The 26,241-nt window shown below is 61.3% G+C and carries 27 protein-coding genes; 20 read left to right on the top strand and 7 right to left on the bottom strand.

Annotated elements, in window-relative coordinates; all coding sequences use genetic code 11:
• The first annotated feature begins 51 nt into the window (after positions 1-51).
• From LOY54_RS14980 to cysC, 3 genes are all read left to right on the top strand, one after another.
• Positions 52-1,410: a DUF1254 domain-containing protein gene (locus LOY54_RS14980; protein ID WP_258606925.1), complete on the top strand. Its 1,359-nt coding sequence runs from the start codon at positions 52-54 to the stop codon at positions 1,408-1,410.
• A gap of 5 nt (positions 1,411-1,415) precedes the next feature.
• A complete protein-coding gene (locus LOY54_RS14975; RefSeq protein WP_045198203.1) occupies positions 1,416-2,213 on the top strand; it encodes an SDR family oxidoreductase in 798 nt (265 codons plus the stop codon).
• A 67-nt stretch (positions 2,214-2,280) separates the two neighbouring features.
• Positions 2,281-2,892 (top strand): adenylyl-sulfate kinase, encoded by a 612-nt coding sequence (gene cysC, locus LOY54_RS14970; RefSeq protein WP_045198205.1) that lies wholly within the window; start codon positions 2,281-2,283, stop codon positions 2,890-2,892.
• Between the two features lie 12 nt (positions 2,893-2,904).
• Here cysC and LOY54_RS14965 read toward each other — a convergent pair whose 3' ends face one another.
• Together LOY54_RS14965 and ccoN are read right to left on the bottom strand one after the other, a co-directional pair.
• Positions 2,905-3,117: a hypothetical protein gene (locus tag LOY54_RS14965; protein WP_038994976.1), complete on the bottom strand. Its 213-nt coding sequence runs from the start codon at positions 3,115-3,117 to the stop codon at positions 2,905-2,907.
• Positions 3,118-3,128: 11 nt separating this feature from the next.
• On the bottom strand, positions 3,129-4,556 hold the full coding sequence (ccoN, locus tag LOY54_RS14960; RefSeq protein ID WP_045198209.1) for a cytochrome-c oxidase, cbb3-type subunit I: 1,428 nt from the start codon (positions 4,554-4,556) through the stop codon (positions 3,129-3,131).
• 451 nt (positions 4,557-5,007) lie between these two features.
• Between ccoN and lysA the strand changes: the two genes are divergently transcribed.
• From lysA to LOY54_RS14915, 9 genes are all read left to right on the top strand, one after another.
• Positions 5,008-6,612, top strand: a complete 1,605-nt coding sequence (gene lysA / locus LOY54_RS14955; protein WP_258606923.1) for a diaminopimelate decarboxylase — start codon at positions 5,008-5,010, stop codon at positions 6,610-6,612.
• Entirely contained in the window at positions 6,599-8,176 is a 1,578-nt protein-coding gene (locus LOY54_RS14950; protein ID WP_258606921.1) for a class I adenylate-forming enzyme family protein, read from the top strand. The genes lysA and LOY54_RS14950 overlap by 14 nt, the downstream gene beginning before the upstream one ends.
• Before the next feature lie 45 nt (positions 8,177-8,221).
• On the top strand, positions 8,222-9,148 hold the full coding sequence (locus LOY54_RS14945; RefSeq protein ID WP_045198213.1) for an alpha/beta fold hydrolase: 927 nt from the start codon (positions 8,222-8,224) through the stop codon (positions 9,146-9,148).
• 12 nt (positions 9,149-9,160) lie between these two features.
• Positions 9,161-9,844 (top strand): ribulose-phosphate 3-epimerase, encoded by a 684-nt coding sequence (rpe, locus tag LOY54_RS14940; protein ID WP_045198215.1) that lies wholly within the window; start codon positions 9,161-9,163, stop codon positions 9,842-9,844.
• A 44-nt stretch (positions 9,845-9,888) separates the two neighbouring features.
• Complete coding sequence (hemE, locus tag LOY54_RS14935) at positions 9,889-10,965, top strand: uroporphyrinogen decarboxylase (protein ID WP_408980594.1); 1,077 nt, start codon at positions 9,889-9,891, stop codon at positions 10,963-10,965.
• A complete protein-coding gene (locus tag LOY54_RS14930) occupies positions 10,958-11,386 on the top strand; it encodes a MarR family winged helix-turn-helix transcriptional regulator (RefSeq protein WP_038994982.1) in 429 nt (142 codons plus the stop codon). Before hemE ends, LOY54_RS14930 begins: the two co-directional genes overlap by 8 nt.
• Before the next feature lie 104 nt (positions 11,387-11,490).
• The gene (locus tag LOY54_RS14925; RefSeq protein WP_123566874.1) at positions 11,491-11,997 is read left to right on the top strand and encodes a sigma-70 family RNA polymerase sigma factor; all 507 of its coding nucleotides are present in this window, start codon (positions 11,491-11,493) and stop codon (positions 11,995-11,997) included.
• Positions 11,994-12,968 (top strand): FecR domain-containing protein, encoded by a 975-nt coding sequence (locus LOY54_RS14920; RefSeq protein ID WP_258606919.1) that lies wholly within the window; start codon positions 11,994-11,996, stop codon positions 12,966-12,968. Before LOY54_RS14925 ends, LOY54_RS14920 begins: the two co-directional genes overlap by 4 nt.
• Positions 12,969-13,055: 87 nt before the next feature.
• On the top strand, positions 13,056-15,497 hold the full coding sequence (locus LOY54_RS14915) for a TonB-dependent siderophore receptor (protein ID WP_258606918.1): 2,442 nt from the start codon (positions 13,056-13,058) through the stop codon (positions 15,495-15,497).
• A gap of 4 nt (positions 15,498-15,501) precedes the next feature.
• Here the strand turns inward: LOY54_RS14915 and LOY54_RS14910 are convergent, their stop codons facing one another.
• Complete coding sequence (locus LOY54_RS14910; protein ID WP_176794330.1) at positions 15,502-15,888, bottom strand: hypothetical protein; 387 nt, start codon at positions 15,886-15,888, stop codon at positions 15,502-15,504.
• A gap of 126 nt (positions 15,889-16,014) precedes the next feature.
• On the opposite strand from LOY54_RS14910, the gene LOY54_RS14905 reads away from it, so the two are divergent.
• The 6 genes from LOY54_RS14905 (at position 16,015) to LOY54_RS27655 (ending at position 20,714) form a co-directional block, all read left to right on the top strand.
• On the top strand, positions 16,015-16,713 hold the full coding sequence (locus LOY54_RS14905; protein ID WP_258606917.1) for an MOSC domain-containing protein: 699 nt from the start codon (positions 16,015-16,017) through the stop codon (positions 16,711-16,713).
• Positions 16,714-16,971: 258 nt separating this feature from the next.
• Positions 16,972-17,802 (top strand): pyrroline-5-carboxylate reductase, encoded by an 831-nt coding sequence (locus tag LOY54_RS14900; RefSeq protein WP_258606916.1) that lies wholly within the window; start codon positions 16,972-16,974, stop codon positions 17,800-17,802.
• Positions 17,783-18,643, top strand: a complete 861-nt coding sequence (locus tag LOY54_RS14895) for a methyltransferase (RefSeq protein WP_258606915.1) — start codon at positions 17,783-17,785, stop codon at positions 18,641-18,643. The genes LOY54_RS14900 and LOY54_RS14895 overlap by 20 nt, the downstream gene beginning before the upstream one ends.
• The gene (locus LOY54_RS14890; protein ID WP_258606914.1) at positions 18,630-19,541 is read left to right on the top strand and encodes a hypothetical protein; all 912 of its coding nucleotides are present in this window, start codon (positions 18,630-18,632) and stop codon (positions 19,539-19,541) included. The genes LOY54_RS14895 and LOY54_RS14890 overlap by 14 nt, the downstream gene beginning before the upstream one ends.
• Before the next feature lie 19 nt (positions 19,542-19,560).
• On the top strand, positions 19,561-20,484 hold the full coding sequence (locus LOY54_RS14885) for an FAD-dependent oxidoreductase (RefSeq protein WP_258606913.1): 924 nt from the start codon (positions 19,561-19,563) through the stop codon (positions 20,482-20,484).
• 5 nt (positions 20,485-20,489) lie between these two features.
• Positions 20,490-20,714, top strand: a complete 225-nt coding sequence (locus tag LOY54_RS27655; protein ID WP_408980510.1) for an FAD-dependent oxidoreductase — start codon at positions 20,490-20,492, stop codon at positions 20,712-20,714.
• A 47-nt stretch (positions 20,715-20,761) separates the two neighbouring features.
• Here LOY54_RS27655 and LOY54_RS14880 read toward each other — a convergent pair whose 3' ends face one another.
• Positions 20,762-21,577 carry a gamma-glutamyl-gamma-aminobutyrate hydrolase family protein gene (locus LOY54_RS14880; protein ID WP_258606912.1) on the bottom strand — a complete coding sequence of 272 codons (816 nt, stop codon included), beginning with the start codon at positions 21,575-21,577 and terminating at the stop codon, positions 20,762-20,764.
• Positions 21,578-21,944: 367 nt separating this feature from the next.
• Between LOY54_RS14880 and hpaR the strand changes: the two genes are divergently transcribed.
• A complete protein-coding gene (gene hpaR / locus LOY54_RS14875; RefSeq protein ID WP_045198230.1) occupies positions 21,945-22,367 on the top strand; it encodes a homoprotocatechuate degradation operon regulator HpaR in 423 nt (140 codons plus the stop codon).
• A gap of 161 nt (positions 22,368-22,528) precedes the next feature.
• Entirely contained in the window at positions 22,529-22,822 is a 294-nt protein-coding gene (locus LOY54_RS14870; RefSeq protein WP_010222003.1) for a hypothetical protein, read from the top strand.
• Between the two features lie 40 nt (positions 22,823-22,862).
• Here LOY54_RS14870 and LOY54_RS14865 read toward each other — a convergent pair whose 3' ends face one another.
• From LOY54_RS14865 to LOY54_RS14855, 3 genes are all read right to left on the bottom strand, one after another.
• Complete coding sequence (locus tag LOY54_RS14865; protein ID WP_258606911.1) at positions 22,863-24,008, bottom strand: DUF1624 domain-containing protein; 1,146 nt, start codon at positions 24,006-24,008, stop codon at positions 22,863-22,865.
• A gap of 181 nt (positions 24,009-24,189) precedes the next feature.
• Positions 24,190-24,978, bottom strand: a complete 789-nt coding sequence (locus LOY54_RS14860; RefSeq protein ID WP_195884265.1) for an amino acid ABC transporter ATP-binding protein — start codon at positions 24,976-24,978, stop codon at positions 24,190-24,192.
• An 18-nt stretch (positions 24,979-24,996) separates the two neighbouring features.
• Complete coding sequence (locus LOY54_RS14855) at positions 24,997-26,238, bottom strand: FAD-binding oxidoreductase (protein ID WP_093382165.1); 1,242 nt, start codon at positions 26,236-26,238, stop codon at positions 24,997-24,999.
• Positions 26,239-26,241: the final 3 nt, after the last annotated feature.

Below are 26,241 nucleotides of genomic sequence, written 5' to 3'. Positions count from 1 at the left end.
ATGTCCGCGTGGGCCACAGGCTCACCCCTCTATAGCGCAGGAAGTGTGTTCATGAGCATGGCTGAAGATATCCACCAAACGGTTGCCCAGGGTCAGCAGGACTGGGCGTTCAGTGTCGGTGTGCAACTGGTGGTCTGGGGGCTGCCGATCGTCGAGTGCTGGAAGTATCGCCTGGGCAAGGTGGTCGGCCACGGCGCGCAAGCGCAGGGGCAGGCGATCAACGCCTTCCAGCATATGCGCAGCCTGTCGACCCGGGCGTCGAGCAAGTTCGTCAACTCGGCCACCGATTTTCTCTATTCCACCGCAGTACTGGATTTGCACCAGGGCCCGCTGGTACTCACGGCGCCAGATTTCCAGGAGCGCTGGTATGGCCTGCAGGTGCTCGATCCGTACATGGAGACCCTGGCCAACCTCGGCACCCGCACCTATAGCCGGCAACTGCCCAGCGTGGTGATTGCCAACCGTCGCGATCAGCATCGGGTGCCGGCGCAGGCCACGGTGATCTACAGCGACAGCGACTTTCTGTATGTGGTCGGGCGCATTGCCGCGGGCGATCATGAAGACCTGAGCGCGGTTAACGCCCTGCAGGACGGCCTGCGCCTGACACCGCTGCACGGCGCCGACCACCCGGGCTTTGACCTGACGCAGGTTACCCCGGGGTCTTGTGCGCCGCTGCGCGCGGGCGATTCCAGTTGCCCGGCGGAGCTGGCGTTCTTCGAAGAGCTGGGCGCGGTGCTCAAGTTTGTCCCGCCCAGCGCCAGCGAAGGCATGTTGCTCGGGCTGATGGCCGACGTCGGTATCAGCGTTGAAAACGGCTTCGCCCACCAGAGCCTGCGACCTGCAGTGCGCGAAGGCCTGGCGCGCGCGGTGGTGCAAGCCACGGCGATCCTGCAAGGCAAGGTGTTCGAGCGCGGCGAGCTGAACAACGGCTGGAAGTTGCCGGGGGCGATCGGCAACTACGGCCATGACTACATCCTGCGTGCGCTGGTGTCGTTGCACGGCATCTGGGCCAACGTACCGGAAGAAAGCCTGTACTTCATGGCCTGGACGGATTGCGAAGGCAACCTGCTGCATGGCGACAACCAGTATGAAATCCGCTTTGAAGCCGGGCAGTTGCCGCCGGTTGAAGCCTTCTGGTCGATCAGCTACTACGACGACCAGGGCCGCCTGACCGACAACCCGCAGGACAAGTACACGGTCAATTCGCTGTATCACCAGTTGCAGGCCAATGCCGATGGCTCGACCTCGGTGTTCATTGGCAAGGCGCCGGTTGCGCCGCCGTTCGCCGGGAACTGGCTGCCTTCGCACAGCGGCTACTTCAACCTCAACCTGCGCTGCTACAACCCGGGGCCCGCCTTGCTCTCGGGCCAGTACCGAGTGGCGCCGATCGTCCGCATCCAGGGGCAGTGAAGCCGATGAACAAGATCGCATTGATTACCGGCGGCTCATCCGGCCTGGGCCTGGAGCTGGCCGGGCAACTGGCCAGAAAAGGCTATGACGTGCTGCTGCTGGCCCGCGACGAGGGCCGGCTGCAGGCGGCCAAGGCCAGCCTTGAGGCGCTGAACAGCCGGATCAACGTGCACACCTTCGTCTGTGATGTTGCCGACGAGCAGGCCATGTGCAGCACCTTTGCCACGATCAGCCGGCGCTTTGAGGCCATCGACTTTCTGATCGTCAACGCGGCGATTGCCACCATCGACCTGCTGGGCGATTACAAGAGCCTGCAGGAGGTCAACCGCAACCTGAAGATCAACCTGCTCGGCGCGGTGTCGTCCACCTACCTGGGCATCCCCTTGCTGCGCCGCGGCGCCCATGTGCTGTTCATCTCATCGGGCTTTGGCCTGGTGGGCGCGGCCGGTTATTCGTTGTACGCCGCCTCCAAGGGCGGCCTGAACAACTTTGCCGATGCCATCCGCCGCGAGCTGTTGCCGCGCCAGGTGCACGTGCACCTGGCCTGCCTGGGCGACCTGGACACGCCGATGTACGCCGGTGAGCTTGAGCATATGCCGGCCTGGATCAAGGCCAAGATGGGCCGTGGCAAGCCGATGCCCGCAGGCCAGGCGGCCGCGGCGATTCTCAAGGGCTGCTTCAGGCGCCAGTTTCGCATCAACCTGTCCAGTGACGTCAAGCTGCTGATCCTGGTGCAGAAGTTGTTACCGCAAAAACTGTCTACCTATGTCATCGACCGGGTGCTGCCGTTCCCGCCGGTTTGAACCGCCGGGCAGCCGATGACACAGCGTGAAGTGGAACTTCAACCGTTATTGCATGAGGTCGATGGACATGGGAAAAGTCGGAACCAATATCGTCTGGCATCCACAAGCGGTCGAGAAGCAGGCACGGGCCAGGCTCAAGCGGCAAAAGCCGTGCATCATCTGGCTCACTGGGTTGAGCGGGGCAGGCAAGTCGACCATCGCCAATGCACTGGATCAGTTTTTGATCGACCAGGGCTTTCATACCTACCTGCTCGATGGCGACAACGTCCGCCACGGGCTGAACAAGGACCTGGGCTTCAGCGAAGCCGACCGCATCGAGAACATCCGCCGCGTGGGTGAGGTCTCGCGCTTGTTTGTCGATGCCGGGGTGATTGTGCTGTGCTCGTTCATCTCGCCGTTTTGCGCCGATCGCCAGCTGGTGCGTGAGCTGGTCAAGGGCGACGAGTTTGTCGAGGTCTACGTCAAGGCCAGTGTGGCCACTTGCGAGCAGCGCGATGTGAAGGGCTTGTACAAGAAGGCCCGGGCCGGGCAGATCAAGAACTTTACCGGGATCGACTCACCCTATGAGGCGCCGCAGCAGCCGGAGCTGCTGCTGGACACCGAAAGCCAGGATGTCGACGCCTGCGTCGCGCAGCTGGTGGCAGTGCTGCGCGGGCAGGGCTACCTGGGCGCCTTCTGAGCCCGGCGCGGTTCAGGCCTTGAGGGCCGCATCCGGCGCCACTGCCGGCACCGGCTTGCCGGTGGCGGCCTCGACCCGGCGGGCCACCGCCGGGTCATCGGCGAAGGGTATCAGGCTGGCCTGATCGTCCACTTCGCCGCTGTGACGCTGCAGGCAGGCGCTGGTGACCAGGTAGAAGAACAGTACGCCGCTCAGGCAATACAGTGCATACAGCCAGTCATCCATGGTCGGGCCTCCTAGGCCAGGCTGGCGTTGTTCAGCGCCAGTTTTTCATCGGCCACACGTACGGTGCGCCAGGTGTTGTAGGCCATCAGCAACATGCCGCTCAAGAAGCACACGCCGCCGACGAAGCGCACGATAAAGCCCGGGTGGCTGGCCACCAGCGCCTCGACGAACGAGTAGGTGAGGGTGCCGTCGTCGTTGGTGGCGCGCCACATCAGGCCCTGGGCAATGCCGTTGACCCACATCGAGGCGATGTACAGCACGGTGCCGATGGTCGCCAGCCAGAAGTGCAGGTTGATCAGGCCGACGCTGTACATCTGCTCGCGGCCGAACACTTTCGGGATCATGTGGTATAGCGAGCCGAAGGTAATCATCGCCACCCAGCCCAGGGCGCCGGCGTGAACGTGGCCGATGGTCCAGTCGGTGTAGTGCGAGAGGGCGTTGACGGTCTTGATCGCCATCATCGGGCCTTCGAAGGTCGACATGCCGTAGAACGCCAGCGACAGCACCAGAAAGCGCAGGATCGGGTCGCTGCGCAGCTTATGCCAGGCGCCGGAGAGGGTCATCATGCCGTTGATCATGCCGCCCCAGCTGGGTGCCAGGAGGATCAGCGACATGGCCATGCCCAGCGATTGCGCCCAGTCGGGCAGGGCGGTGTAGTGCAAGTGGTGCGGGCCGGCCCAGATGTACAGGGTGATCAGCGCCCAGAAGTGCACGATCGACAGGCGATAGCTGTACACCGGGCGACCGACCTGCTTGGGCACGAAGTAATACATCATGCCGAGAAAGCCGGTGGTCAGGAAGAAGCCCACGGCGTTGTGGCCGTACCACCACTGGACCATGGCGTCGGTGGCCCCGGCGTACACCGGGTACGACTTGAACCAGCTGACCGGGATCGACAGGTGGTTGACCACGTGAAGCATGGCGATGACCACGATGAAGGCGCCGAAGAACCAGTTGCCGACGTAGATGTGCTTGGCCTTGCGGCGCATCAGGGTGGCGAAGAAGACGATGCCGTAGGCGACCCAGACGATGGCCATCCACACCGCGCCGGTGAATTCGATCTCGGCGTATTCCTTGGTGGTGGTCAGGCCCAGGGGCAGGCTTACCAGCATGATCACGATGGTCGCCTGCCAGCCCCAGAAGGTGAAGGCGGCAAGTTTGTCGCTGAACAGCCGCACCTGGCAGGTGCGCTGCACGGCGTAGTAACTGGCGGCAAATTGCGCGCTACCGGCAAAGCCGAAAATGACCAGGCTGGTGTGCAAGGGGCGCAGGCGGCCGAACGAGGTCCAGGGCAAGTCGAGGTTAAGTTCTGGCCAGACCAGTTGCGAGGCGATCCAGACGCCCATGGCCATGCCGACGATACCCCAGACCACCGTCATGATGACGAATTGCCGGACCACCTTGTAGTTATAGGCCTGCGCCTGTTGATGTGTGCTCATGGCTAGTTTCCACAGTTCCTGTATGGCTCGCCCTGCCGTGGGGCAGGGGCACAGGCGCAGACTCTAGGAAGCTGCCGACATACAAAACAGACTCAGAAACCTGTGTTAACACCGGATCAGATCAAACCCCCGTATTCATTGGCCAATACGGCACCTGTTATGGGCAAGCTGTAGTGAATTACTGCTGTTCTGCATTGATCGTGCCGGTAAATGCGTGTCGCTGTGTCGCAGCCAAAACCCCGTGGAATTATCTTGACATCACCGCAAATGCGGCCGCAGAATTTCACAAACTTTGCGCGCAAAGTTTTATGCCGGACGCCAGCACACGTCCGGCAGTGGTGCGCAACCAACCTTGACGCCATCCCGCTATTCGCCCCTGTGACGGTGCTTTCGAGCCGGGACGGGGTACGCGCGCAGCGGCGGCACACTATAAGAACGAAGGGAGCAACAGATGAAGCTTTCCAAGGAACTGGTCGTCCAGGCAAAAGCAACGTTCGGGACACCGACCTACCTCTACGATGAAGCCGTGCTGCGCAACAGTTTCAACGAGTTGCGCGATGCATTGCCGGACTGTGTGGACATCTTCTATGCGTTGAAGGTCAACCCGAACCTGTCCCTGGTAAAACTGATCCGCTCCTACGGCGGTAACACCGAAGTCTGCTCGCTGGGCGAGCTGGAAATTGCCCTCAAGGCCGGGGTCGACCCCCAGGACATCATTTTCCTCGGCCCCTACAAAAAGCCTGAAGAACACCGGCGCGCCCTGGAGGTCGGGGTGTTCGCCATCGTCGTCGAGTCCGAGACCGAGCTGCGCAAGCTCTCGGCCCTGGCCGGCGAGCTGAACTGCGTGGCGCCGGTGGCGATCCGCATCAACCCGAATTTCTCCGCCTCCGGCTCGCCGTGGAAGATGGGCGGGCGGCCGACCCACTTCGGTATCGAAGAAGACACCGCGGTGGCCAATTTCGGTGACTACGCAGCGTTGCCCAACCTGAAGATCAAGGGCATTCATGTCTACAACGGCACCAAGATCCTCGATGCGCAATCGGTGTACGACAACGCCAAGTACATCCTCGGCCTGTTCCGCAGCCTGACCCGGCGCTACAACCTGGACATGAGCATGGTCGATGTCGGTGGCGGCCTGGGCATCAAGTACTACGAGAACGAGAACGAACTCGACACCCGCCAGCTCAAGCAACTGCTGGCGCCGCTGTTCGAAGCCTTCAACCAGCAGTTCCCGCAGACCCGCATCATCGTCGAGTCCGGGCGCTTTATCGCCGGCAAGTGCGGCGCCTTGCTGGTGACGGTCGACAACATCAAGGAAAACCACGGCAAGACCTTTGCCGTCACCGATGGCGGTACCAACTGCCATGGCGCCGCCGCCGGCAGCGGCCAGGTGCTCAAGCGCAACTTTCGTATCGTCCATGCCACCGGCAGCACCGGCGCACCGCTGCGCCAATACCATATCTCCGGGCCGCTCTGTAGCCCCGACGACCTGCTGGCCCGCGACCTGCAGATCGAAACCCTGCACGAGGGCGACATCCTCGCTGTCACCGCTTCCGGCGCCTATGGCCCGTCCGCATCGCCCACCCTGTTCCACAGCCATGGCCACCCGGCCGAGGTGATCGTCAGCAACGGCCAGCTGTTCCTCGTCCGCGCCCGGCAAACCGCCCTGGACATCCGCGACAGCCATGCCGACGTACCACTGTCGGCCATGCTCGGCGCCGCACCGGCACCGGCACCCGGCGAGCCGACGCCGATCGCCCAGGCCGCGACCCAGCGCCAGCTTGGCGAGATCCTGCGGGTGGTGTTGAAGTTGCCGGAAAACACCGTGATCAGCGCCGACTCGCACCTGCGCGACGACCTCGGCCTGGACTCGCTGACCTCGATGGAGCTGCTGGTCAACCTCGAAGACGACATCGAAGGCTTCTTCGTCAATCCCGACACCATCGCCCCGGGCCACTTCAACACCGTGGCGACCCTGGCGGGCTACATCGACGCTCATCGTCAACCGGCGGTCGCGCGCCGGTCGCGTACCGAGGTGCAGCATGAAGGCGTCTGACGTCCTCCTGCAGCAGGTGCTGGAAACCCCCAACGGCCTGCACCCGGACAAAGCGGCGATCATCTACGCCGATGAAACCTACACCTACGCCCAGCTCGATGAAGCCAGCGGGCGCCTGGCCGCCGGCCTGCAGGTCAATGGCCTGCTGCGCCAGGAACGCGTGGTGGTGTGCCTGGGCAACCGGGTCGAAACCGTTTGTGCCTTCTGGGGCGTGCTGCGGGCCGGCGGGGTGATGGTCAACGTCGGCCTGGAAACCCCGGCCGACAGCCTCGACTACATCATTCGCGATGCCGAGGCCTCGGTGCTGATCACCACCTCGGAGAAATTCGCCAGCCTGGCGCCCGGCACCGCCGGGCTGAGCTACCTCAAGGCCATTGTATTGCTCGACGGCGAAGCCGACGCAGCCGATACCCACACGCTCGAAAGCCTGCTGGGGCAGGGCGCCGGCATTCCGCTGCCGTGCGGCAACCTTGACCTGGACCTGGCGGCGATCATCTACACCTCCGGCTCCACCGGCGCGCCCAAGGGCGTGATGCTCACCCACCGCAACATGCTCGCGGCGCTCAACTCGTTGCACACCTACCTGGGCTACCAGGCCAGCGACAATGTGCTGTGCTCGCTACCGCTGTCGTTCGACTACGGCCTGTACCAGATGATCATGGCCCTGAGCGCCGGGGCCACGCTGGTGCTGGAGAAGGAGTTCACCTGGCCGATCTTCCTGATCAAGAAGATCCGCCAGTACCAGGTCACGGTGATCCCGTTCGTGCCGACCATGCTCATGCTCCTGCACGAGTATGCGCACAAGCGCGAGGCGACCTTCCCGCAGGTACGCATGGTCACCAACACCGGCGCGGCCTTGAAGGCCAACCATATTGCGCAGATGAAAGGCCTGTTCCCCCAGGCGCTGATCTTCTCGATGTACGGCCTGACCGAGTGCAAGCGCTGCACCTATCTGCCGCCCGAGGACATCGACGACAAGCCGGGCAGTGTCGGCATCGCCATCCCCAACACCGAGCTGTGGCTGGTGGACGATGAGGGCCGGCGCATCGACACGCCGCATCAGGTCGGCCAGCTGGTGATTCGCGGCGCCACGGTGATGGCCGGCTATTGGCGCAACCCCCAGGCCACCGCGCAAAAACTCAAGCCGGGCCCGTACCCGGGGGAAAGCGTGCTGTACACCGGCGACTATTGCAGCCTCGACCAGGATGGCTACCTGTACTTCCAGGGGCGCATGGACCACATGATCAAGTCGCGCGGCATGAAGGTCAGCCCCAGCGAGGTCGAGAGCTTTCTGTATGGCATCGACGGTGTCGAAGCGGCGGCGGTGGTCGGTATCGAACATGCCTCGGTCGGCGAGGGGCTATGGGCGTTCGTCACCTTGGGCCAAGGTGTCAGCCTGAGTGCCGAGCACTTGCTCGAACGTTGCCGCCATGGCCTTGAAGCGCACAAGGTGCCGCTGTCGATCAGCATCGAGGGCAACCTGCCGCGCACCGCCAATGGCAAGTTCGACTTGCAGCAACTGCAACAGACAGCGCGCCATGCGCAACTGGCCGTGGCCGGTTGAGTGGCGCTTTTTTATCGGTGATTCAGGCATACAGGATGTGCGGATATGAGTCTGGGCAACAGAGGTCGCGAGCAATCGCTGGACGTCAACGGCAACCATTTCGCCTTGCGCATCTGGGGCAATGAGCGCGGCCACCCGGTGCTCGCCGTGCATGGCTGGCTGGACAACGCAGCGTCGTTCGAACGGATCGCGCCGCTGCTCGAGGACTGCTTCGTGGTCGCCCCGGACCTGGCCGGTCACGGCCGCTCCGAGCACCGCCGGGGTGACAGCGGCTATTACCTGTGGGAACACGCCGACGACATGAACGCCCTGGTCGAGTGCCTGGGCTGGAAGCGTTTTTCGGTCCTGGGGCACTCCATGGGCACCGGGGTTGCATCGATTCTGGCGGCGATGAACAAGTCGATCGACAGCATGGTGTTCATCGACGGCATGGGCGCGCCCTTTACCATTGCCGAAGAAGACACCGTCGAGCACCTGAAAAAATCCCAGCGCCTGCTGCGCCTGGCCTTGCGTACCCGCTTGCATGGGTTTTCAGCGCCGCAATCGGCACAGTTTGGCAGCCTTGAAGCGGCCATCGGCGAGCGGCGCAACAGCATCGACGGCACCCTGTGCGCCGAGGGCGCGCGGCTGCTGGCCATGCGCGACCTGCTCAGTGTCGGCGACGGTTACCGCTGGCGCCACGACCCACGCCTGGTGCTGCCTGAGCCTATGCAACTGACCGAGCGCCAGGCCTGCGACTTTTTGCGCCAGATCAGCTGCCCGCTGCACCTGCTGCTCGGGCGCCAGGGGCTGTTTGCCGGTGCCCAGTTCGATAAAAGAAAAAACGCCTTGCCCTGGGCCACCCAGGTGCACTGGCATGAGGGCGGCCATCATTTTCACCTGGAGGAACCCGGCACGGCCTTGATCGCGCAGATCAACGCCGCGCTGCTTCAGCGTGAACCCGGGCCGCGGCAACGATTAGTCAATGAGTAATGGAGTACACCCGTGAAAGAGTTCTGGATTGCACCGTCGATTCTGGCGGCCGATTTCGCCCGCCTCGGCGCTGAAGCCGAGCAGGTACTGGCCGCCGGTGCCGATGTCATCCATATCGATGTGATGGATAACCACTATGTGCCCAATCTGACCATGGGCCCGCAGTTCTGCAAGGCCCTGCGCAGCCACGGGATAACCGCGCCGATCGACGTGCACCTGATGGTGACGCCGGTGGATGCGATGATCCAGGCCTTTGCCGAAGCCGGCGCCGACTACATCTCGATTCACCCCGAGGCGACCCTGCACCTGGACCGCTCGCTGCAACTGATCAAGGACCTGGGCTGCAAGGCGGGCCTGGTGTTCAACCCGGCCAGCGGCCTGGACGCCGCGCAATACGTGCTCGACAAGCTCGACCTGATACTGCTGATGTCGGTCAACCCGGGCTTTGGCGGACAGAAGTTCATCCCTGCGGTATTGCCCAAGATTGCCGCAGCGCGCAAGCTTATCGACGACAGTGGCCGGGCGATCCGTCTGGAGGTGGACGGCGGCGTCAACCTTGACACCATCGGCCAGGTGGCCGCCGCCGGCGCCGACATGTTCGTGGCCGGTACGGCGATTTTCGCCCAGGGCGATTACCGCGCCAGCATCGAGGCCTTGCGCCGCGAGATTGCCCACGCTTTGCCCAACCGCCACTGATAGGCGGTCTTTCCAACGATTCTCGCGAATCCAGTACGAGTTACCTGTCCTTGCACACTACAACCCTAATCAAGGCCTTGCTGCGTCAGCCGACAACGCATACGCCGGTCTGGCTGATGCGCCAGGCCGGGCGCTACCTGCCCGAGTACCGCGAGCTGCGGGCCCGGGCCGGGTCGTTCCTGAGCCTGGTGAAAACCCCGGACTACGCCACCGAAGCCACCTTGCAACCCTTGCGGCGTTTCAACCTGGATGCAGCCATCGTCTTTTCCGACATCCTCAGCGTGCCCGATGCCATGGGCCTGGGCCTGTATTTCGGCCATGGCGAAGGCCCGCGCTTTCGCCATCCGCTGCGTGACGAGCAGGCCATCAAGCGCCTGCGCGTGCCAGAGCCCGAAGCGCTGGACTACCTGTACCAGGCGGTGGCCCAGAGCCGCCGCGAGCTTGACCCCAAGGTGGCACTGCTCGGCTTTGCCGGCAGCCCCTGGACCCTGGCCTGCTACATGGTCGAAGGCGGCCCGCCGGGCGATTTCCAGCTGATCAAGAAGATGCTCTACCGCCGCCCGGAGCTGCTCCAGCGCATTCTCCAGGTCACCAGCCAGGCGGTGGCGGCCAGCCTCAATGCGCAGATCGAATCCGGTGCCCAGGCGCTGATGATCTTCGACACCTGGGGCGGGGTGCTGGCCGACGGCGCTTACCAGCGGTTTTCGCTGTTCTACATGCGCGAGGTGCTGGCGCGCCTGCACAAGACACACCACGGCCAGCGCGTACCGTCGATCATCTATACCAAGGGCGGCAGCCCGTGGCTGGCGGAGATGGCCGACAGCGGCGCCGATGCCCTGAGCCTGGACTGGACCTGCGACCTGGGCATGGCCCGGCAACTGGTGGGTAACAGTGTTGCCCTGCAGGGCAACCTCGACCCCAGCGTGTTGCTGGGTGATGTGGCCTGTATCCGCCGTGAAGTGCAGCGTACCCTGCAGGCCTTCGGGCCGCCCGCTGCGGGCTTTGGCCATGTGTTCAACCTGGGCCACGGGATTTCCCCGGCGACCTCGCCCGAGGCGGTGGCCACGCTGGTCAATGCCGTGCATGAACTGAGCCGAGCGCGCGGAGGTGCCTATGCTTGACCCGACCTTCGACTTCGACCGGATGCTGTGCTTCTCGCTGTACTCGACGGCCAACGCCATGGTTCGCGACTACGCCGAGCCGCTGAAAAAGCGCGGCGTAACCTACCCGCAACTGCTGGTGATGGCCGGCCTGTGGGGCCAGGACGATGTCTCGATCAGCGCCCTGAGCGAGCTGACCCTGTTCGACCTTGGCACCCTGACGCCGATCGTCAAACGCCTGGCCGACAATGGCTTCATCACCGTGTACCTCGACCCCAACGACCGTCGCCGGCGCAACCTGTTGCTGACCGACAAGGGCCGTGAGCTCAAGGCCGAGGCGGCGCAGGTGTTCAGCAACATGGCCTGCAAGATCGACCTGGGCGAGGGTGAGGTGGAGCAGGTGCTGGATGTTTGCCACCGGATCAGGGCGCGTTTGCGCTGAGCCCGCCGCGCGGGGCAAGTCCGCTTGCCCCGCGAAAGGGGATTGTGCAATCACTCCAGCATCATGATAATGAGAGTAATTACCATTAATGTGTGATCACCCTCGTGCCGAGCTCTGTCGACTCCAAGGCTATCGTCGCCCACCTCTACAGTGACCATCACCGCTGGCTGCGTGCCTGGCTGTACCGGCGGCTGAACTGCCCGGACGATGCCGCGGACCTGGCCCAGGACACCTTTGTGCGGGCCATGACCAGCAGCGCCTTGCCCGCCCTTGACCAGCCGCGGGCGTTTCTCGCCACTGTCGCCCGCCGCCTGCTGAGCAATCTGTTCCGCCGCCGGGCGCTGGAGCAGGCCTACCTCGACGAGCTGGCGAGCCTGCCCGAGCAGTGCATGCCTTCGGCTGAAGACGTGCTGCTGGTGCGTGAAGCCCTGGCTGAAATCGATCGCCTGCTTGACGGCCTGCCGACGCGGGTGCGCCATGGGTTCATCCTGCATCGTCTCGAAGGCCTGAGCCAGCCGGCCATCGCCGAGCACCTGGGGGTGTCGCTGGCGACGGTCGAGCGTGACCTGCGCCGGGCCTTCCTGCATTGCCTGAGCGCCAGGCCAGAATGAGCAGCACACCACTGGACCGCGCTACCCACGAAGCGGTGGACTGGCTGCTCAAGCTGGAGAATGCCCCGGCCGGCAGCCCGTTGCTGCTGGCCTTCAACACCTGGCTCAAGCAATCGCCCGGCCATCAGGCCGCCTGGCAGCGGGTCAACGCCTTGCTCGGCGAACCCCTGGCCGACCTGCAGCAGGCCGAGCAGCGTAGCCCCGGCCAGTTGGCCATGGCCAGCCGCAGCCTGCGCGCCTTGCCGTCGGCGTCGCGGCGCAAGGCCCTGGGCGGCGGCCTGGCGATGCTGTTGCTGGGTTTGGGCGCCGGCGCGCTCGGCAATCGCATGACGCCACTGGGCGACCTGCTCGCCGACCTGCGCACCGGCACCGGCGAGCGGCGCACCTTCACCCTGGCCGATGGTTCGCGGCTGTGCCTGAATGCGCGCAGCGCGGTGGATGTGCGCTTCAGCGCCGGGCAGCGGCTGGTGCTGCTGCGCGACGGCGAGCTGCAAGCCGAGGTTGCTGCAGAGCCGGGCCGGCCCTTTGTCGTCGCCACCCGCGAAGGCCAGGTGCAGGCCCTGGGCACGCGCTTCAGCGTGCGACAGGAACAACAGCAGAGCCTGGTCTCGGTGCAGCAGCACAGCGTGCTGCTCAGAAGCGGCAGTGCGCCCGCCTTGCGTGTGGAGGAGGGCCAGGCCTTTCGTTTTGATGGCCACGCCAGCCAGCCGCTGGCCGCGTCGCTGCGTACCCGGGCGAGCTGGACCGAGGGCCGCGTGGATGTGCGCGACGAACCCCTGGGCGAGCTGATCGAAGCCTTGCGCCCGTACCGCGCCGGGCTGCTGCGCATCAGCCCGCAGGCCGCGCAGGTGCGGGTCTATGGCAGCTTTCCGCTGGATGACAGCGAACGCACCCTGCGCTCCCTGGCCGAGACCTTGCCGATCCGGGTCGACAGTTTTGGTGGCTGGCTGACCCGCATCGATGTGATCTAAATAAAAATAATTGCGATTTCCTTGAGGGGGTTTGTTGCGTGGCGTGTCCTCGTTATCGACAACAACTTTGAACGAGCCAACCCCTCCATGCCCGACTCCATGATCCGTCCCAGCCTGCTGGCCCTTGCCATCGCCCTGGGCAGCGGCGCGCCGTTGTACGCCGTGGCGCAAACCGACAGCAGCGTCAGCGCCAGCCAGCGCTTCGATATCCCGGCCGGCGACCTGGGCGAAGCCCTGAGCCGTATCGCCCGTCAGTCTGGGCGGGTGCTGTCGGTCAAGCCGGCGCTGCTGCAAGGCAAGCGCTCGGCGGCGGTCAGCGGCCAGTTCACGCCCGAGCAAGCGGCCAGCCAGGCCCTCAATGGCAGCGGCCTCAACCTCAATATCACCGCCGGCGGCACCTGGAGCCTGGTGCCGGCCGAGCACAGCGGGGCGCTGGAGCTGGGCCTGACCCAGATCGTCTCCAACGCCAGTGAAGACGCCTGGGGCCCGGTGCAGGGCTATGTGGCCAAACGCACCGGTACCGCGACCAAAACCGACACCTCGGTGCTGGAAGTGCCGCAGACCATCAACGTCATCACCCAGGATGAAATCTCGGCGCTGGGTTCGCAGACCGTTACCCAGGCCCTGCGCTACACCCCGGGCATTACCGGTGGCGGCTTCTCCGACCGGGTGGGGATTTTCGACGAACCGACCTCCCGCGGCTTCAGCCCGACGCCGCTGTACCTGGACGGCCTGCACCTGCCGTATGGCGGTGGCAGTACCGGTGGCGCCCTGCAGATCGACCCCTACGCGCTGGAGCGCATCGAGGTGATGAAGGGGCCGGCCTCGGTGCTCTACGGCCAGAACCAGCCAGGCGGGCTGGTCAACATGGTCTCCAAGCGCCCGACCGCGACGCCGCTGCATGAGGTCAAGATCGGTGGCGGTAGCCAGGACCGCCGCTATGGCGCCTTCGACTTCGCCGGCCCGGTGGATGACCAGGGCGAGTACCAGTACCGGGTCACCGGCATGGGCCTGGATAAGAACGGCGAAATCGACTACGTCGAACAGCAGCGCTACATGATCGCCCCGAGCCTGACCTGGAGCCCCAACGAGCAGACCCGCCTGACCGTCTACGGCCATTACCAGCGCGACAACGGCGTACCCGAAGCCCAGGGCTTGCCGGCGGTGGGCACGGTGTTCGCCAGCGCCAACGGGCGGATCAAGCGCAGCCGCTTCATCGGTGAACCGGGGGTCAACGCCTATGATCGCGAGCAGTACACCTTCGGCTACGAAGTCAGCCATGAGCTGGACGATGTCTGGACCCTCAAGCAGAACACCCGCTACGCCTACGTCGATGACAAGTTTCGGGCGCCATTACACGGCTACGCTTTCGTGCCCAACCCGGTCACCGGCGCCGACGACCAGAGCGCCATGACCCGCTTTGGCGTCGACTGGGCCCAGCGCAACAAGGTGTTCGGCATCGATAACATGGCCCAGGCCAAGTTCAACACCTTCGACCTCGCCCACACCCTGTTGATCGGTGTCGATTACTACCACTCCAACTCCCGATTCCTCGGCCTGTACGACCGCAATCCGCCGATCATCGACCTCTACAACCCGGTGTATGGCAAGCCTATGAACTTCGGCCAGCCGTTCAAATGGGACCGCACCATCAACCAGACCGGCCTGTACGTGCAGGATCAGCTCAAATGGGATAACTGGTTCCTGACCCTCGGTGGTCGCTATGACTGGGCCGAGGCCGATAACAAGGAGCCGCTCGCTGGCACCCATACCACTGTCAAGGACGAGAAATTCACCGGCCGCGCCGGCCTGGGCTACGCCTTCGATAATGGCGTCACGCCTTACCTCAGCTACTCCGAATCATTCCTGCCGCTGGCCGGCGCCGACTACGCCGGCAAAGCGTTCGAGCCGTCCACCGGCAAGCAGGTCGAGGCCGGTATCAAGTACCAGCCGCCTGGCCAGGACAGCTTCATCCAGCTCTCGGTGTACGAGATCAAGCAGCAGAACACCCTCACCGCCGATGTCAGCAACCCCGGCTTCAACAGCCAGGTCGGCGAGCTGCGTTCACGCGGTGTCGAGCTTGAGGGCAAGGCCAGCCTCACCGACAACCTCGGCCTGATCGCCTCGGTGTCGCGCAACGACGTGGTCTACACCAAGGACAACGACGGCCGCGAAGGCCGTCATCCGTCCGGCACGCCGCCGATGACCGCAGCGCTGTGGCTGGATTACCACTTCACCGGCGACACGAAGGTCGCCGGCCTCGGCATGGGCCTGGGTGCACGTTACGTGCGCGGTAGCGATGGCAGCGACTTTGCCGACGGGCATTTCAGCATCCCGTCCTACACCGTGTACGACGCCATGCTCTCCTACGACCTGCAGCAATCGCCGCTGCGCCTGAAGGGCGTGAAGGTACAGATGAACCTGCAGAACCTCGAAGACAAGACCTACGTCAGCCGCTGCACCAGCGACGTGGACTGCTACTACGGCGAAGGGCGGACCATCACCACCGACCTGACCTACAACTGGTAAGCCTTCAGGTATCGCGCAACAAGTCATGGGCATCCAGCAGCCGGTAGGCAATCTCCGGCTGCTTCTCCAGCGCCCGGCGGATCGCCGCCGGAATGTTCTGCCGGGTCTTGCGGCACAAGCCCGGCAGGTCTTCGATCTGGATGCTGATGCCGCGCATGGTCCGCACCTCGTTGAAGCTCGGGGTGATCTGCAGCCGAATCCCCAACTGCTCATACAAGCGCCGCTGCATGTGCTCCAGGTCGTCCAGGCTCTGCAGGTTTTCCAGGCGTTCGAGCAGGCGCCTTTCTTCCTGGCGCGTCAGCAGCAGGATGCGCGGGTCCTGCAGCGTCTCGCGGCCGCAGTCGCAAGCGCCGGGCGGGCAGGGGGTGCGGGTGGGCAGGGTGGCGTTCATGCCTTGCAGCATAGCGAGGCTCGAGGACTTTTGCCCATGCCTGGCAGATAGCTATTGAGCACTGGTGCGGGCGGCGCTCAGTGATACCCTTACACTTCGCGGAACTTCATCAGGAGCGAGTCGCCCATGCTGGCGCAACAACTGCAACTGCAAAGCGTATTGACCGGGCGCGCCGTGCCTTTCACCCGTCCGGGCTCATCCAGTGCCATCGCCAAGATGCCGCGTGACGGCGAGGTCGCGGTCACCGAACTGGGCCTGGTTGGCGACGAGCAGGGCGACTTGCGCGTGCATGGCGGGGTCGAAAAGGCCATCCACCATTACCCCCGCGAACACTATGCCGCCTGGGCTGCAGAGCTGGGCGAGCATCCGCTGCTGCAGGCTCCGGGCGCCTTCGGCGAAAACTTAAGCACCTGCGGCTGGACCGAGCAGACCGTATGCCTGGGCGATCGCTTTCGCGCTGGCAGCGCGCTGCTGGAGATTTCCCAGGGGCGCATGCCGTGCTGGAAGCTCAATGACCGCTTCGGGGTAAAAGACATGTCGTTGCGGGTCCAGCAAAGCGGCCGTACCGGCTGGTACTACCGGGTGCTGGAAGAAGGCATATTGGCTGCCGGCATGAACATCGAGCTGATCGAACGGCCGCATCCGCAGTGGTCGGTAGCGCGCTTGTCGTCGGTGCTGTTCGACAGGCAGGTCGACCTCGAGGTGATTCGCCAGTGCCTGGAACTGCCGTTGGCGGCTTCCTGGCGCCGGACCCTGTCACGACGTTTGGAAAAGGCCGAAGTCGAGGACTGGGCGCCGCGTTTGCAGGGGCCCGTGCAGGGGTGAGTGAGCACTCTCAGCGCTGCCTGGTCACTGCCTTAGTAACCCAACTACCAAATACGTAGACACAGATATTTTCGAGGCGATTAGGATCCTTCTTTCGACCGAGTCAGAATCTTCTTATACAAGCAATTAATTTTCTTGGTCTAGCATCTGAGTTGTTCAATGCAGGTGCCGATCCAGAGAGCTCTGTACTCTAGTTGCGTGTGAGGAGCTTAAAGCTAGCTACTGGTTCAGCACTTTTTATAATGTGCGGGAGGCAGTATGTCTTACGATATTGTACTCGTCGGTGCCGGATGTATGGGAACAGCCCTTCTCCCCGGCTTATTTAAAGGCTTTGATAAGTCGAGGATCTTGGTAATTGATGTATTGCCCTCGCGGCGCAAAGAAGTTGCCGCTATGGGTGTGGATGTGGCTAGCTCTCTAGGTGATGTTGACGATGCGGCGATAATTGTGTTGGCCCTACCTTCAAATCGCTTTTCGGAGTTTGCTGGCTGTACCTCAGTGTTAAACGGGCATCCAGGCTTGGTTGTATCTGTCATGGCCGGAGTTCGCATCGCAACCATTGAGAAAACATTGCAAGCCTGCAATGTTGTTCGAGCGATACCTAATACGTCTGCAGAAACGTTTAAAAGCATGACCGTGTTCTGCGCTGGAGCATCAGTTTCTTCTTATAGTCTGCGGCTTGCTGAACGTATGTTCTCACTTGTAGGTGAGATGGTTCGGGTTGAGGAGGAAAAACTGATGGATCCAGCTACTGCTATATGCGGTGGCGGGCCAGCATATTTAAGTTATTTTGCCGAGTGCATGCGATCGTTCGCTGTTGAGCATGGTTTTAGTGATGCTCAGTCTGATTTTATTGTAAGTCAAATTTTTCAAGGGGTAGGTTCATTATTGTCAGTGGGTGATAGGCAGCCGATGCAAATGTGCGAAGATGTTATGACCCCCGGTGGTACAACGGCCCAAGCCATCGAAGTGTTGAAGCACAGAAATTTTAAAGAAGTAGTAGGCGATGCTTTGCTCAAAGCGGCGACGCACTCCCAATTGTTAGGTTCAATGGCGGAGGAGGCTGAAAATGAAAGGTCTCATAGATAACGCATGGATGGTTGAACGTTTACTGCAGCATCCCCCAAAAAACCAGGACATCGGTGCAACGCTATCAGCTTACTTCGGCTTGGGGCATTGCGTGGAGTTAAAGCGGAATGCCGGGGTGTTCGAAGTAAGTCCTGCAGGCCTAGCGTTGGGTGCCTACTTGGTAAAGTCGACAGGGAGCGTGAAGCCAGGTCAGCGCTTTTTAGATGTGGGAACGGGTAGCGGCGTACATGCGGTCCTGGCCCGGCAATTAGGTTATGACTATGTTTACGCCACTGACATCTGTGAACGTTCTATCTCGCTCGCACAGCAAAATGAGCGGGAAAATTTTTCGGATGCTGGCATATTTTTCGAGGTTGGTGATCTTTTTGAGGGGGTAAGTGATTTTTTGTTTGATAGAGTTGTCTTTAATCCACCAGGGTGGCGTACACCGTCTGATGAGTTAGTACTGAGCTTGAATGAGAGCAGCGCGCCAACTGCTATGCCGTTGCACACTATGTTTTATGGCGATGAGGTTCTGTTGAGATTTCTGCACCAGTTGCCAAGGGTATTAGAGAGGGGGGGTGTAGCTCTGGTGGGGCTGAACTCGTTAGTCGGTATAAGGGACGTGCTTCAGAGGTATAAGTCAGAGTGTAATAATGTCCCGCCATTAAGTTATAGGCTTGTGGAGCGCCACACCTTTCCGCTGTTTTTCTATGCTGCTGAATGGTCGAGGCTTTCGGGGTTGATATTGAGTTGTTTTCAGGAATGGCGTCAAAGTAGATTGGCGGCATACTCTACAGATTCTAAGGGTGATTTATATTGGTCTTATGAAATTGTAGAATTTTACCATGCGACCCAATGAGGTTTCCAAGAAATATTTTTCGATAGAACGTTCTAAGGTGCTTGCGATTATTGCAGGGATTGGAGCAAATATTTGGCTTGGTGGTTCTTCGTTGTATTGGAATACGCAAAGTCAGATACCGCCTGTGGTACTGCTTGCTTATCGTATTTTTCTTTCACTAACACTGTTGCTACTCGTGCTTATGGTTGCAGGAGAGCTGAAGGGAATGTGGGGGAGGCTGAGCAAAATAAACATAATGATTCACACTTTTTCTGCTCTCCTGCTGGTGGTGAATTGGGGTGTATTTATTTGGGCCTCCATACAGGGGTATGTGCTGGAGACAGGGCTGGGTTATCTCATTGCTCCTTGCGTTACTGTAATGATAGGCGTCTGGGGGCGAAGTGAAAGTTTAAGTTGTAAGCATATTGTGGCCTACCTCGTTGTCGGCTTTAGTGTGGTACTTCTCGTTACGTACTCAAGTGGAATGCAACATGGGGTGTATCTAGCAATAGCGGCTAGTTGGGGTGGGTATGTTCGTTTGAAGAAAGTGTCTTCGCTTGATGTTTTGAGTGGGAGTTTATTGGAGGCTGGGGCTCTAGCGTTGGGCAGTTCGTTAGTTATCGCAATAGCTCTATGGCGATTGGAAATGTCTAGCATCGTGTTCAGCTTTCCTCAGGCATCAATTCTTTTTGCTGGTTTTGTTTCGGTTTTTCCATTGGTGTTGTTGTCCTATGCAGTTAAGCATCTTTCTTTAACGGTGATGAGCGTATTTCAGTTAGCACTGCCGATAACTCAATTGCTTCTGGCATCTGTTGTCTTCCAGCAAACGTTTAACATGGCGGTAGTGATTGTCGTATTGGCTATATTTGGGGTTATTATTTTCCCTATGGTGCTCTCATTGGCAAAAAAGTTACTTTAATATAGGCGGAGGGCGCGCAATGAAAACCAGTTATGATGTGGCTGTCATCGGGCTGGGTGTGATGGGTGAAGCGACGCTTTGGGGGTTAGCACAGAAAAATCTACGGGTATTAGGTATTGAGGCTCGCGCGCGAGGGCATTGCGAGGGCTCGTCATACGGTACATCTCGTATTTTTCGCCGTGCTTACTGGGAAGGAGAACAGTATATCGAAATGCTCAATTATGCTGACAAGCGATGGCGAAGTTTGCAGGCTTTATCGGCAACACGTTTAATTTATGAGACTGGAGGAGTTTTTATTGGTCCGAAAGGATCAGAAATGGTTGCGGGCAGCGTTGATACGGCAAGGCGAGCTTTGCTCGAACATACCGAATGGAGTGCTCGGCAGGTTAAAAACGCGTTTCCAGTCTTTAGTGTTGATAGTAATTATCATGCAGTATTTGAGCCGGGCGCCTACGCTATTGCTGCTCAGGAGGCAAGGTCGAAAATGTTACTGATGGCAACTCGTCAAGGAGTCGAGTTGTTGTATGACGATGCAGTTGTTTGTATCAAAAAACAATGGGAAGGGTATAAGGTTTATACTCGCTGTGGACGGTGCGTGACAACGAAGTCTGTTGTTGTAACTGCAGGGCCGTGGCTATCCAGATGGGTTCCAGAATTAAATTCGCATCTTTTACCTCGGAGGGTTCCAGTCTATTGGTTCGAGCCGAGGAAAGGAATGGCGTCAAAATTTGAAAGTGTGAAGTTTCCTGTGTTTCTGTATGAGCTGAGTGGTGGAGGGTTGCTGTATGGGGTGCCATCTATTAGCCCGAATGAACCGGGTGTGAAAATTGGCTTTCATAATCGTCAGCAAAGCTCTTGCAGGCTTGGTGCCAATTCGGAGGAGGTGTCGCCATTACTGGTAAAAGAAATTAGCGAGAGTCTGGCGGGGTACTTCCAGATCTAGAGGTAATGCCAGTAAAAGCTAAGGCGTGTATTTATACAATGAGTCAAGATGAGTCTTTCTACATCGGTAGAGTACAGGGGCATGAGAATATGTTTGCGGCTTCTGCATGCTCAGGGCACGGATTTAAATTTGCACCCGCAATTGGAGATGTGCTTGCAACTTTGGTAGTAGGCGAGATTCCACCTGTGGAGATTGATTCATTTGCCATTGACCGATCCTGCTTAAAGTAATCAAAACTGGCTCCAACGAATCTCGAAGGAACCAGTTCAATCAACAATCAGGCAGCCGTACCCAGCTTCTTCACCACCTGACCCTTGGCAGCCTGCTTGCGGCAGGCTTCGCCGAAGGCCTGGAACATCTTCACCGAGTCGGGGTTTTTCGCCGCTTGCCATTCCGGGTGCCATTGCACCGCGAAGAGGAACGGCGACAGGCTCGGGGCGTGGATGGCTTCGACCAGGCCGTCTTCGGCACGGGCCAGGGGCTCGATGCCTTCGCCGAGGTTTTTCAGGCCCTGGCCGTGCAGCGAGTTGACGCGGATTTCATCGCTCTGCAGCAACTTTTGCAGCCAGCTGCCTTGCTCCAGTTTGACGCTGTGAACCGCGCTGTACTGGACATCGACCGGATCGTCCGGGTTTTCCCGGTGGTCGTTGAAGCCTGGCTCGGCGTAGACCTTCTGGTAGATGTCACCACCCAGGGCCACGTTGATTTCCTGCATGCCACGGCAGATGCCGAAGATCGGCAGGCCACGGGCGATAGCCAGTTGCACCAGCGGCAGGTCGAACAGGTCGCGGTCGCGGTCCTGGGCCTTGCCCGGGGTTTCGTTCTCCTGGCCGTACAGGGCCGGGTCGATGTTGCTGCCGGCGCCGGTCAGGTAAACACCGTCGGCCATGTCCAGGTAGGCTTCGAGGTCGTCGGTACCGCAGCAGGTCGGCACCAGCAGCGGTACGCAGCCGGCGTGTTCAACCAGCGGTACGATGTATTTGTGGGTCATTACCTGATAGTCGTGGCCTTTGCGCTCCTGGGAGCCCATGGTCATCAGCACGACGGGTTTGCGAAGGGTTTGATTCTTATTGCCAATGTTGCTGTTGGGCATATGTCACCTTGGGACAGGCGCAGCCTGTCATTATTGTGCAGGCGCGCAGCTGGAACCTTTGCGCTGCCTGAGGTTTCGAGCACTGCCGGTACGCCAAGCAAGGGGCTGTATCCGGTCGAAACCTGTCATATAGCTTGCCAGAGCCGTTTAATATGTCAAACGACTTCAGATTGCACGGGCGAAGCTTGAGATTGCCTGGATGCAATTATCAGTCTGCAGCCCCCGATAACCGGTAAGGCGCCTGCTGCGGCCAGTTCATTATATTTAACAAGCGTCCGGTGTATGGCCGAAGCAGCGCCTGCGCGGCTTTGCTGCATCGCGCGGTTTCTCTTAAGCTGGCTGTCACCGATGACTACCAGCCTGAACCATGCCCACTCCAAGACCGTCCCTGACCCTGACCCTGTTGCAAGCCCGCGAAGCCGCCATGGCCTTCTTCCGCCCCTCGCTCAACGCCCATGGCCTGACCGAACAACAGTGGCGGGTGATCCGCATCCTGCGCCAGCAAGGCGAACTGGAAAGCCACCAACTGGCCGAGCAGGCCTGCATCCTCAAGCCGAGCATGACCGGCGTGCTGGCGCGCCTGGAGCGTGACGGCCTGGTGCGGCGCAAGAAGTCGACCCAGGACCAGCGCCGGGTGTTTGTCGGCCTGACCGAACAGGGCCAGCAATGCTTCGTCGACATGAGCGAAGACATGGAACACAACTACCAGCGCATCCTTGAGCAATTCGGCGAAGACAAACTGCACGAGCTGCTGGGCCTGCTCAACTGCCTGAAGAACATCAAGCCCTGAGCGCCGTTTTGGCGCACTGGCCGCTGGCTACCTATACTGTGCCTATCCGCAACAGTGTGCCGTCGTTGACCGGAGCGCGGCGTCTCTGTTCCCGTGGTCGTGACTTTCTGAAGTAGCAGGACGCGAGTCGTCAATTGATAACGCTACAAAGGGGTTGGATCATGGATATTGTCAGTCTGATTATTCAGATTGTTGCCGGTGTGGTGGGCGGCAACGCAGCCGGTATGAGTAAACAAAGCATGGGCCCGTTACTCAACTCGATTTTCGGTGGAGTGGGTGGGGTGATTGTCGGGCAGATACTCGCAGCCTTTACCGGTGAACCCGGTGCGGCGGTGGCCGCGGGCGGTTCGCTGGACCTGCCGGCACTGATCAGCAGTATTGTCGGCGGCGGTGCAGGGGGCGCGGTGCTCACCTTCATCGCCGGCCTGATCAAATCAAAAATGCACCCGCAGTAAGCCTTGCCAGGCCTGCCCCTGATTGCAGGGGCGGGCCTGTTCAGAAGTACTTCAGCCAACCGATATCGCGGCGCCGGGCCTTGAGCGCGGCGAACCAGCGCACCGGCGGATAGAGCGCAACGCTCAAGGACATCGCCGTCAGCCATACCGACCAGACCCCGTCGAAACCAAAGTAGCTGCCCTGGTTCAGGCCAAAGCAGGCGACGCCGATCAGGTACAGCACTTTCAGTGCGTACAGGTGCAGCAGGTAGAAGAACATCGGTGCGGCACCGAATACGCTCAGCACCCGGATCGCACGGCTGCCTTGCAGGTGCTCGAACCTGCGCAGCAGCAACAGGCCGACGCCCAGGGTCAGGGCCAGGAACAGCAGCGATGGCGGGTATTTGGTGATGTTGAAAAAGCTCATCAGCGTGCGCAACGTGGTTTCGCCGACCTGCCACCGGGCTTCGCCGTAACCGTTGAGCAATCGCAGCAGCAGGAAGCCGGCGAGGGCACCGAGGCCGGTCAGCAGCAACGTGCGCTGACGTGCCTGCGCATCTGCACCTTGGGCAAACCAGGGGCCCATGGCATAGCCCAGGGCAATTACGCCGATCCATGGCAGCAACGGGTACGAGGTACGCAGGCGCAAGTTGTCGGCTACCTCGATCCAGCCACGGTCATGCAGGATCGCCCAAGGGATATGCAGCGCCGAGCCCGCAGCGAAGTGCAGCGGGTCGAGCAGGTTGTGCCCGGCGACGATCAGCACGCCGATTACCACCAGCAGCGGGCGCGGCAGCCACACCAGGCCGGCCAGGGCGATCATGCTCAAGCCAATGGCCCAGATCACCTGCAGGTAGATCACCTTGGGCGGCAGTTCCAGGGTCCAGGCCAGGCTGACCAGGGTGAACTCCAGCAACACCAGGACCAGGCCACGCTTGAACAGGAAGGCCGAAACCGCAGCCTTGCCCTGGTGCTTTTCGCCGTATAGGTAAGCTGACAGGCCAGTGAGCAGGACGAACACCGGCGCGCACAGGTGGGCGAGGGTACGGCTGAGGAACAGCCAGGGGTCGGTGCTGGCGACATCCATCGGGTCGCTGACCTGGCGGTGCAGAAAGAAGGTTTCGCGTACATGGTCAAGGAGCATGAAGACAATGACCAGGCCGCGCAGGGCGTCGATGCAAAGCAGGCGTTGGGTGGCGGGTGGCATGGGTGAGGTAGCGCCGGAAGGATGAGGTGGTGCGTTATAACATAACTAGTATTGTTGCGCTGGCCTCATCGCGGGACAAGTCGAGGCGTCGCACCGCCGCTCCTACAGATTCGTTGTAGGAGCGGCGGTGCGACGCCTCGACTTGACCCGCGATCGAGCGCGCAGCGCTCGTAATCCCAGGTTAGTGCAGTATCTGCGCCAGAAAGCCCTTGGCCCGCGCACTCTGCGGGTTATTGAAGAACGTCTCGGGCGCTGCGTCTTCAATGATCTGCCCGCCATCGAGAAACAGCACCCGCTCGGCCACCTGGCGGGCGAAGCCCATTTCATGGGTAACGCAGAGCATGGTCATGCCGGTATCGGCCAGTTTCACCAGCACATCCAGCACTTCGGCGACCATCTCCGGGTCCAGCGCCGAGGTCGGCTCGTCGAACAGCATGATCTTCGGCTTCATGCACAGCGCCCGGGCGATCGCCACCCGTTGTTGCTGGCCGCCAGACAACTGACTGGGGTATTTGCCGGCCTGGCTTTCGATCCCCACCTTGTTCAGGTAGAAGCGCGCGCGGTCTTCGGCCTCCTTGCGCGACAGGCCGCGCACGCTCATCGGCGCCAGGGTGCAGTTGTCGAGCACGCTCATGTGCGGGAACAGGTTGAAATGCTGGAACACCATGCCGATTTCGCTGCGCACCTCGGCGGCCTGGCGGGTGGTCAGGGCAAGATCGGTGTCGTTGACGCGGATGTTGCCCTGTTCGGCGATTTCCAGCCGGTTGATGCAGCGGATCAGCGTCGATTTGCCCGAACCGGAAGGGCCGCACAAGACGATACGCTCGCCCTCGCGCACCTGCAGGTTGATGTCGCGCAGCACATGGAAGGCGCCGTAGTGCTTGTTCAGGCCCTCGATGGTCACCACGACCTTGCGCGGGTCGGCGGCAAGGGCAGGGGTTGGGGTAGCAAGGCTCAGTGAAGCGGTCATGTTGTTATTCTCCCGCGATCAGTTGAAGCGGTCCGCGCGGTACGGCGCAGGGTCGGTAAAGGGTGTTTCGCCGGTGATCATTTGCGCCAGCAGGCGGCCGGTCACCGGGCCCAGGGTCAGGCCGTGGTGGGCATGGCCGAAGTTGAACCACAGGCCCTTGTGGCGCGCGGCCGGGCCGATCACCGGGCGCATGTCCGGCAGGCACGGGCGGCGGCCCAGCCAGGGTTCGGCATCGATCCGCTCGCCCAGCGGGAAGACCTTGCGCGCCAACGCTTCGCAGCGCTGCAACTGGATCTGGTTGGCGGCATCGCTGCTGGCGGCGAACTCGATGCCGGTGGTCAGGCGGATGCCCATGGCCATCGGCGCCAGCACGTAACCGCCCTGGGCATCGCAGATCGAATGCTTGAGCTCGGCGCCGTCACGGGCACGATAGTGCATGTGGTAGCCGCGCTTGATTTCCAGCGGAATGCGATAACCCAGCGGCTTGAACAGCTCGGCCGACTGCGGACCGAGGGCGATCACCACTTCCGGCGCGCTGATCGGCCCCTGCCGGCTGTCGACCTGCCAGTCGCTGCCGATCTGGCGCAGGGTGCGGGCATCGCCGTGGATGAACTGGCCGCCACGCTGGACGAACAACGCCGCATAGCCGCGGGTCAGGCCGCCGGGGTTGCTGACGGTCTTGGGGTCGAGCCAGTGAATACCGCCGACCACCTTGTCGCTGAGGTCCACTTCGCGCGCGTGCAGTTGCTGGCGGTCGAGGATCTCGTACTTCAAGCCATAGGCTTTCAGGGCATGGGCGTCGGCCACGGCTTTGCGGTAGGCCTCTTCATTGCGGTACACCTCGATCCAGCCGCTGGCCTTGACCAGCTCGCCGAGGCCTGCGGCATCGATCAGCGCGTCGTGTTCCTCGACACAGCGCTGCACCAGCGGCAGCATGGCCTGGGTGGCCACGGCAAGGCCGGCGGGCGAGGAGTTCTGCCAGTACTTGAACAGCCATGGGGCGATCCTGGGCAGGTGGGTGAAGCTGTAGCGCACGTCGGGTTGGCGGTTCAGGCCGTAACGCAACAGGCTCGACAGCTCGTGGGGGAAGGCATAGGGGATGACGCTGGAGCGCTCGATCAGCCCGGCGTTGCCATGGCTGGTGCCGCTGCCGGGTTCCTCTCGGTCGATCAGGATCACCTTGCGCCCGCGTGCCTGCAGGTGCAGGGCCGTGGACACGCCGACGATGCCGGCGCCCAGAACGATGGTTTGACAATGCATTGG

Source organism: Pseudomonas sp. B21-032 (assembly GCF_024748965.1).
Classification (GTDB): domain Bacteria; phylum Pseudomonadota; class Gammaproteobacteria; order Pseudomonadales; family Pseudomonadaceae; genus Aquipseudomonas.
The sequence above is the reverse complement of the archived record's forward strand: the minus strand, read 5'-3'. Positions and strand labels throughout refer to the sequence as shown.

Bases quoted from the DNA above. Each gene is read 5' to 3' on its own strand.
- LOY54_RS14980 (WP_258606925.1), top strand. From the start codon at position 52: ATGAGCATGGCTGAAGATATCCACCAAACGGTTGCCCAGGGTCAGCAG.
- LOY54_RS14975 (WP_045198203.1), top strand. From the start codon at position 1,416: ATGAACAAGATCGCATTGATTACCGGCGGCTCATCCGGCCTGGGCCTG.
- cysC (WP_045198205.1), top strand. From the start codon at position 2,281: ATGGGAAAAGTCGGAACCAATATCGTCTGGCATCCACAAGCGGTCGAG.
- LOY54_RS14965 (WP_038994976.1), bottom strand. From the start codon at position 3,117: ATGGATGACTGGCTGTATGCACTGTATTGCCTGAGCGGCGTACTGTTC.
- ccoN (WP_045198209.1), bottom strand. From the start codon at position 4,556: ATGAGCACACATCAACAGGCGCAGGCCTATAACTACAAGGTGGTCCGG.
- lysA (WP_258606923.1), top strand. From the start codon at position 5,008: ATGAAGCTTTCCAAGGAACTGGTCGTCCAGGCAAAAGCAACGTTCGGG.
- LOY54_RS14950 (WP_258606921.1), top strand. From the start codon at position 6,599: ATGAAGGCGTCTGACGTCCTCCTGCAGCAGGTGCTGGAAACCCCCAAC.
- LOY54_RS14945 (WP_045198213.1), top strand. From the start codon at position 8,222: ATGAGTCTGGGCAACAGAGGTCGCGAGCAATCGCTGGACGTCAACGGC.
- LOY54_RS14930 (WP_038994982.1), top strand. From the start codon at position 10,958: ATGCTTGACCCGACCTTCGACTTCGACCGGATGCTGTGCTTCTCGCTG.
- LOY54_RS14920 (WP_258606919.1), top strand. From the start codon at position 11,994: ATGAGCAGCACACCACTGGACCGCGCTACCCACGAAGCGGTGGACTGG.
- LOY54_RS14915 (WP_258606918.1), top strand. From the start codon at position 13,056: ATGCCCGACTCCATGATCCGTCCCAGCCTGCTGGCCCTTGCCATCGCC.
- LOY54_RS14910 (WP_176794330.1), bottom strand. From the start codon at position 15,888: ATGAACGCCACCCTGCCCACCCGCACCCCCTGCCCGCCCGGCGCTTGC.
- LOY54_RS14905 (WP_258606917.1), top strand. From the start codon at position 16,015: ATGCTGGCGCAACAACTGCAACTGCAAAGCGTATTGACCGGGCGCGCC.
- LOY54_RS14900 (WP_258606916.1), top strand. From the start codon at position 16,972: ATGTCTTACGATATTGTACTCGTCGGTGCCGGATGTATGGGAACAGCC.
- LOY54_RS14895 (WP_258606915.1), top strand. From the start codon at position 17,783: ATGAAAGGTCTCATAGATAACGCATGGATGGTTGAACGTTTACTGCAG.
- LOY54_RS14890 (WP_258606914.1), top strand. From the start codon at position 18,630: ATGCGACCCAATGAGGTTTCCAAGAAATATTTTTCGATAGAACGTTCT.
- LOY54_RS14885 (WP_258606913.1), top strand. From the start codon at position 19,561: ATGAAAACCAGTTATGATGTGGCTGTCATCGGGCTGGGTGTGATGGGT.
- LOY54_RS27655 (WP_408980510.1), top strand. From the start codon at position 20,490: ATGCCAGTAAAAGCTAAGGCGTGTATTTATACAATGAGTCAAGATGAG.
- LOY54_RS14880 (WP_258606912.1), bottom strand. From the start codon at position 21,577: ATGCCCAACAGCAACATTGGCAATAAGAATCAAACCCTTCGCAAACCC.
- hpaR (WP_045198230.1), top strand. From the start codon at position 21,945: ATGCCCACTCCAAGACCGTCCCTGACCCTGACCCTGTTGCAAGCCCGC.
- LOY54_RS14870 (WP_010222003.1), top strand. From the start codon at position 22,529: ATGGATATTGTCAGTCTGATTATTCAGATTGTTGCCGGTGTGGTGGGC.
- LOY54_RS14865 (WP_258606911.1), bottom strand. From the start codon at position 24,008: ATGCCACCCGCCACCCAACGCCTGCTTTGCATCGACGCCCTGCGCGGC.
- LOY54_RS14860 (WP_195884265.1), bottom strand. From the start codon at position 24,978: ATGACCGCTTCACTGAGCCTTGCTACCCCAACCCCTGCCCTTGCCGCC.
- LOY54_RS14855 (WP_093382165.1), bottom strand. From the start codon at position 26,238: ATGCATTGTCAAACCATCGTTCTGGGCGCCGGCATCGTCGGCGTGTCC.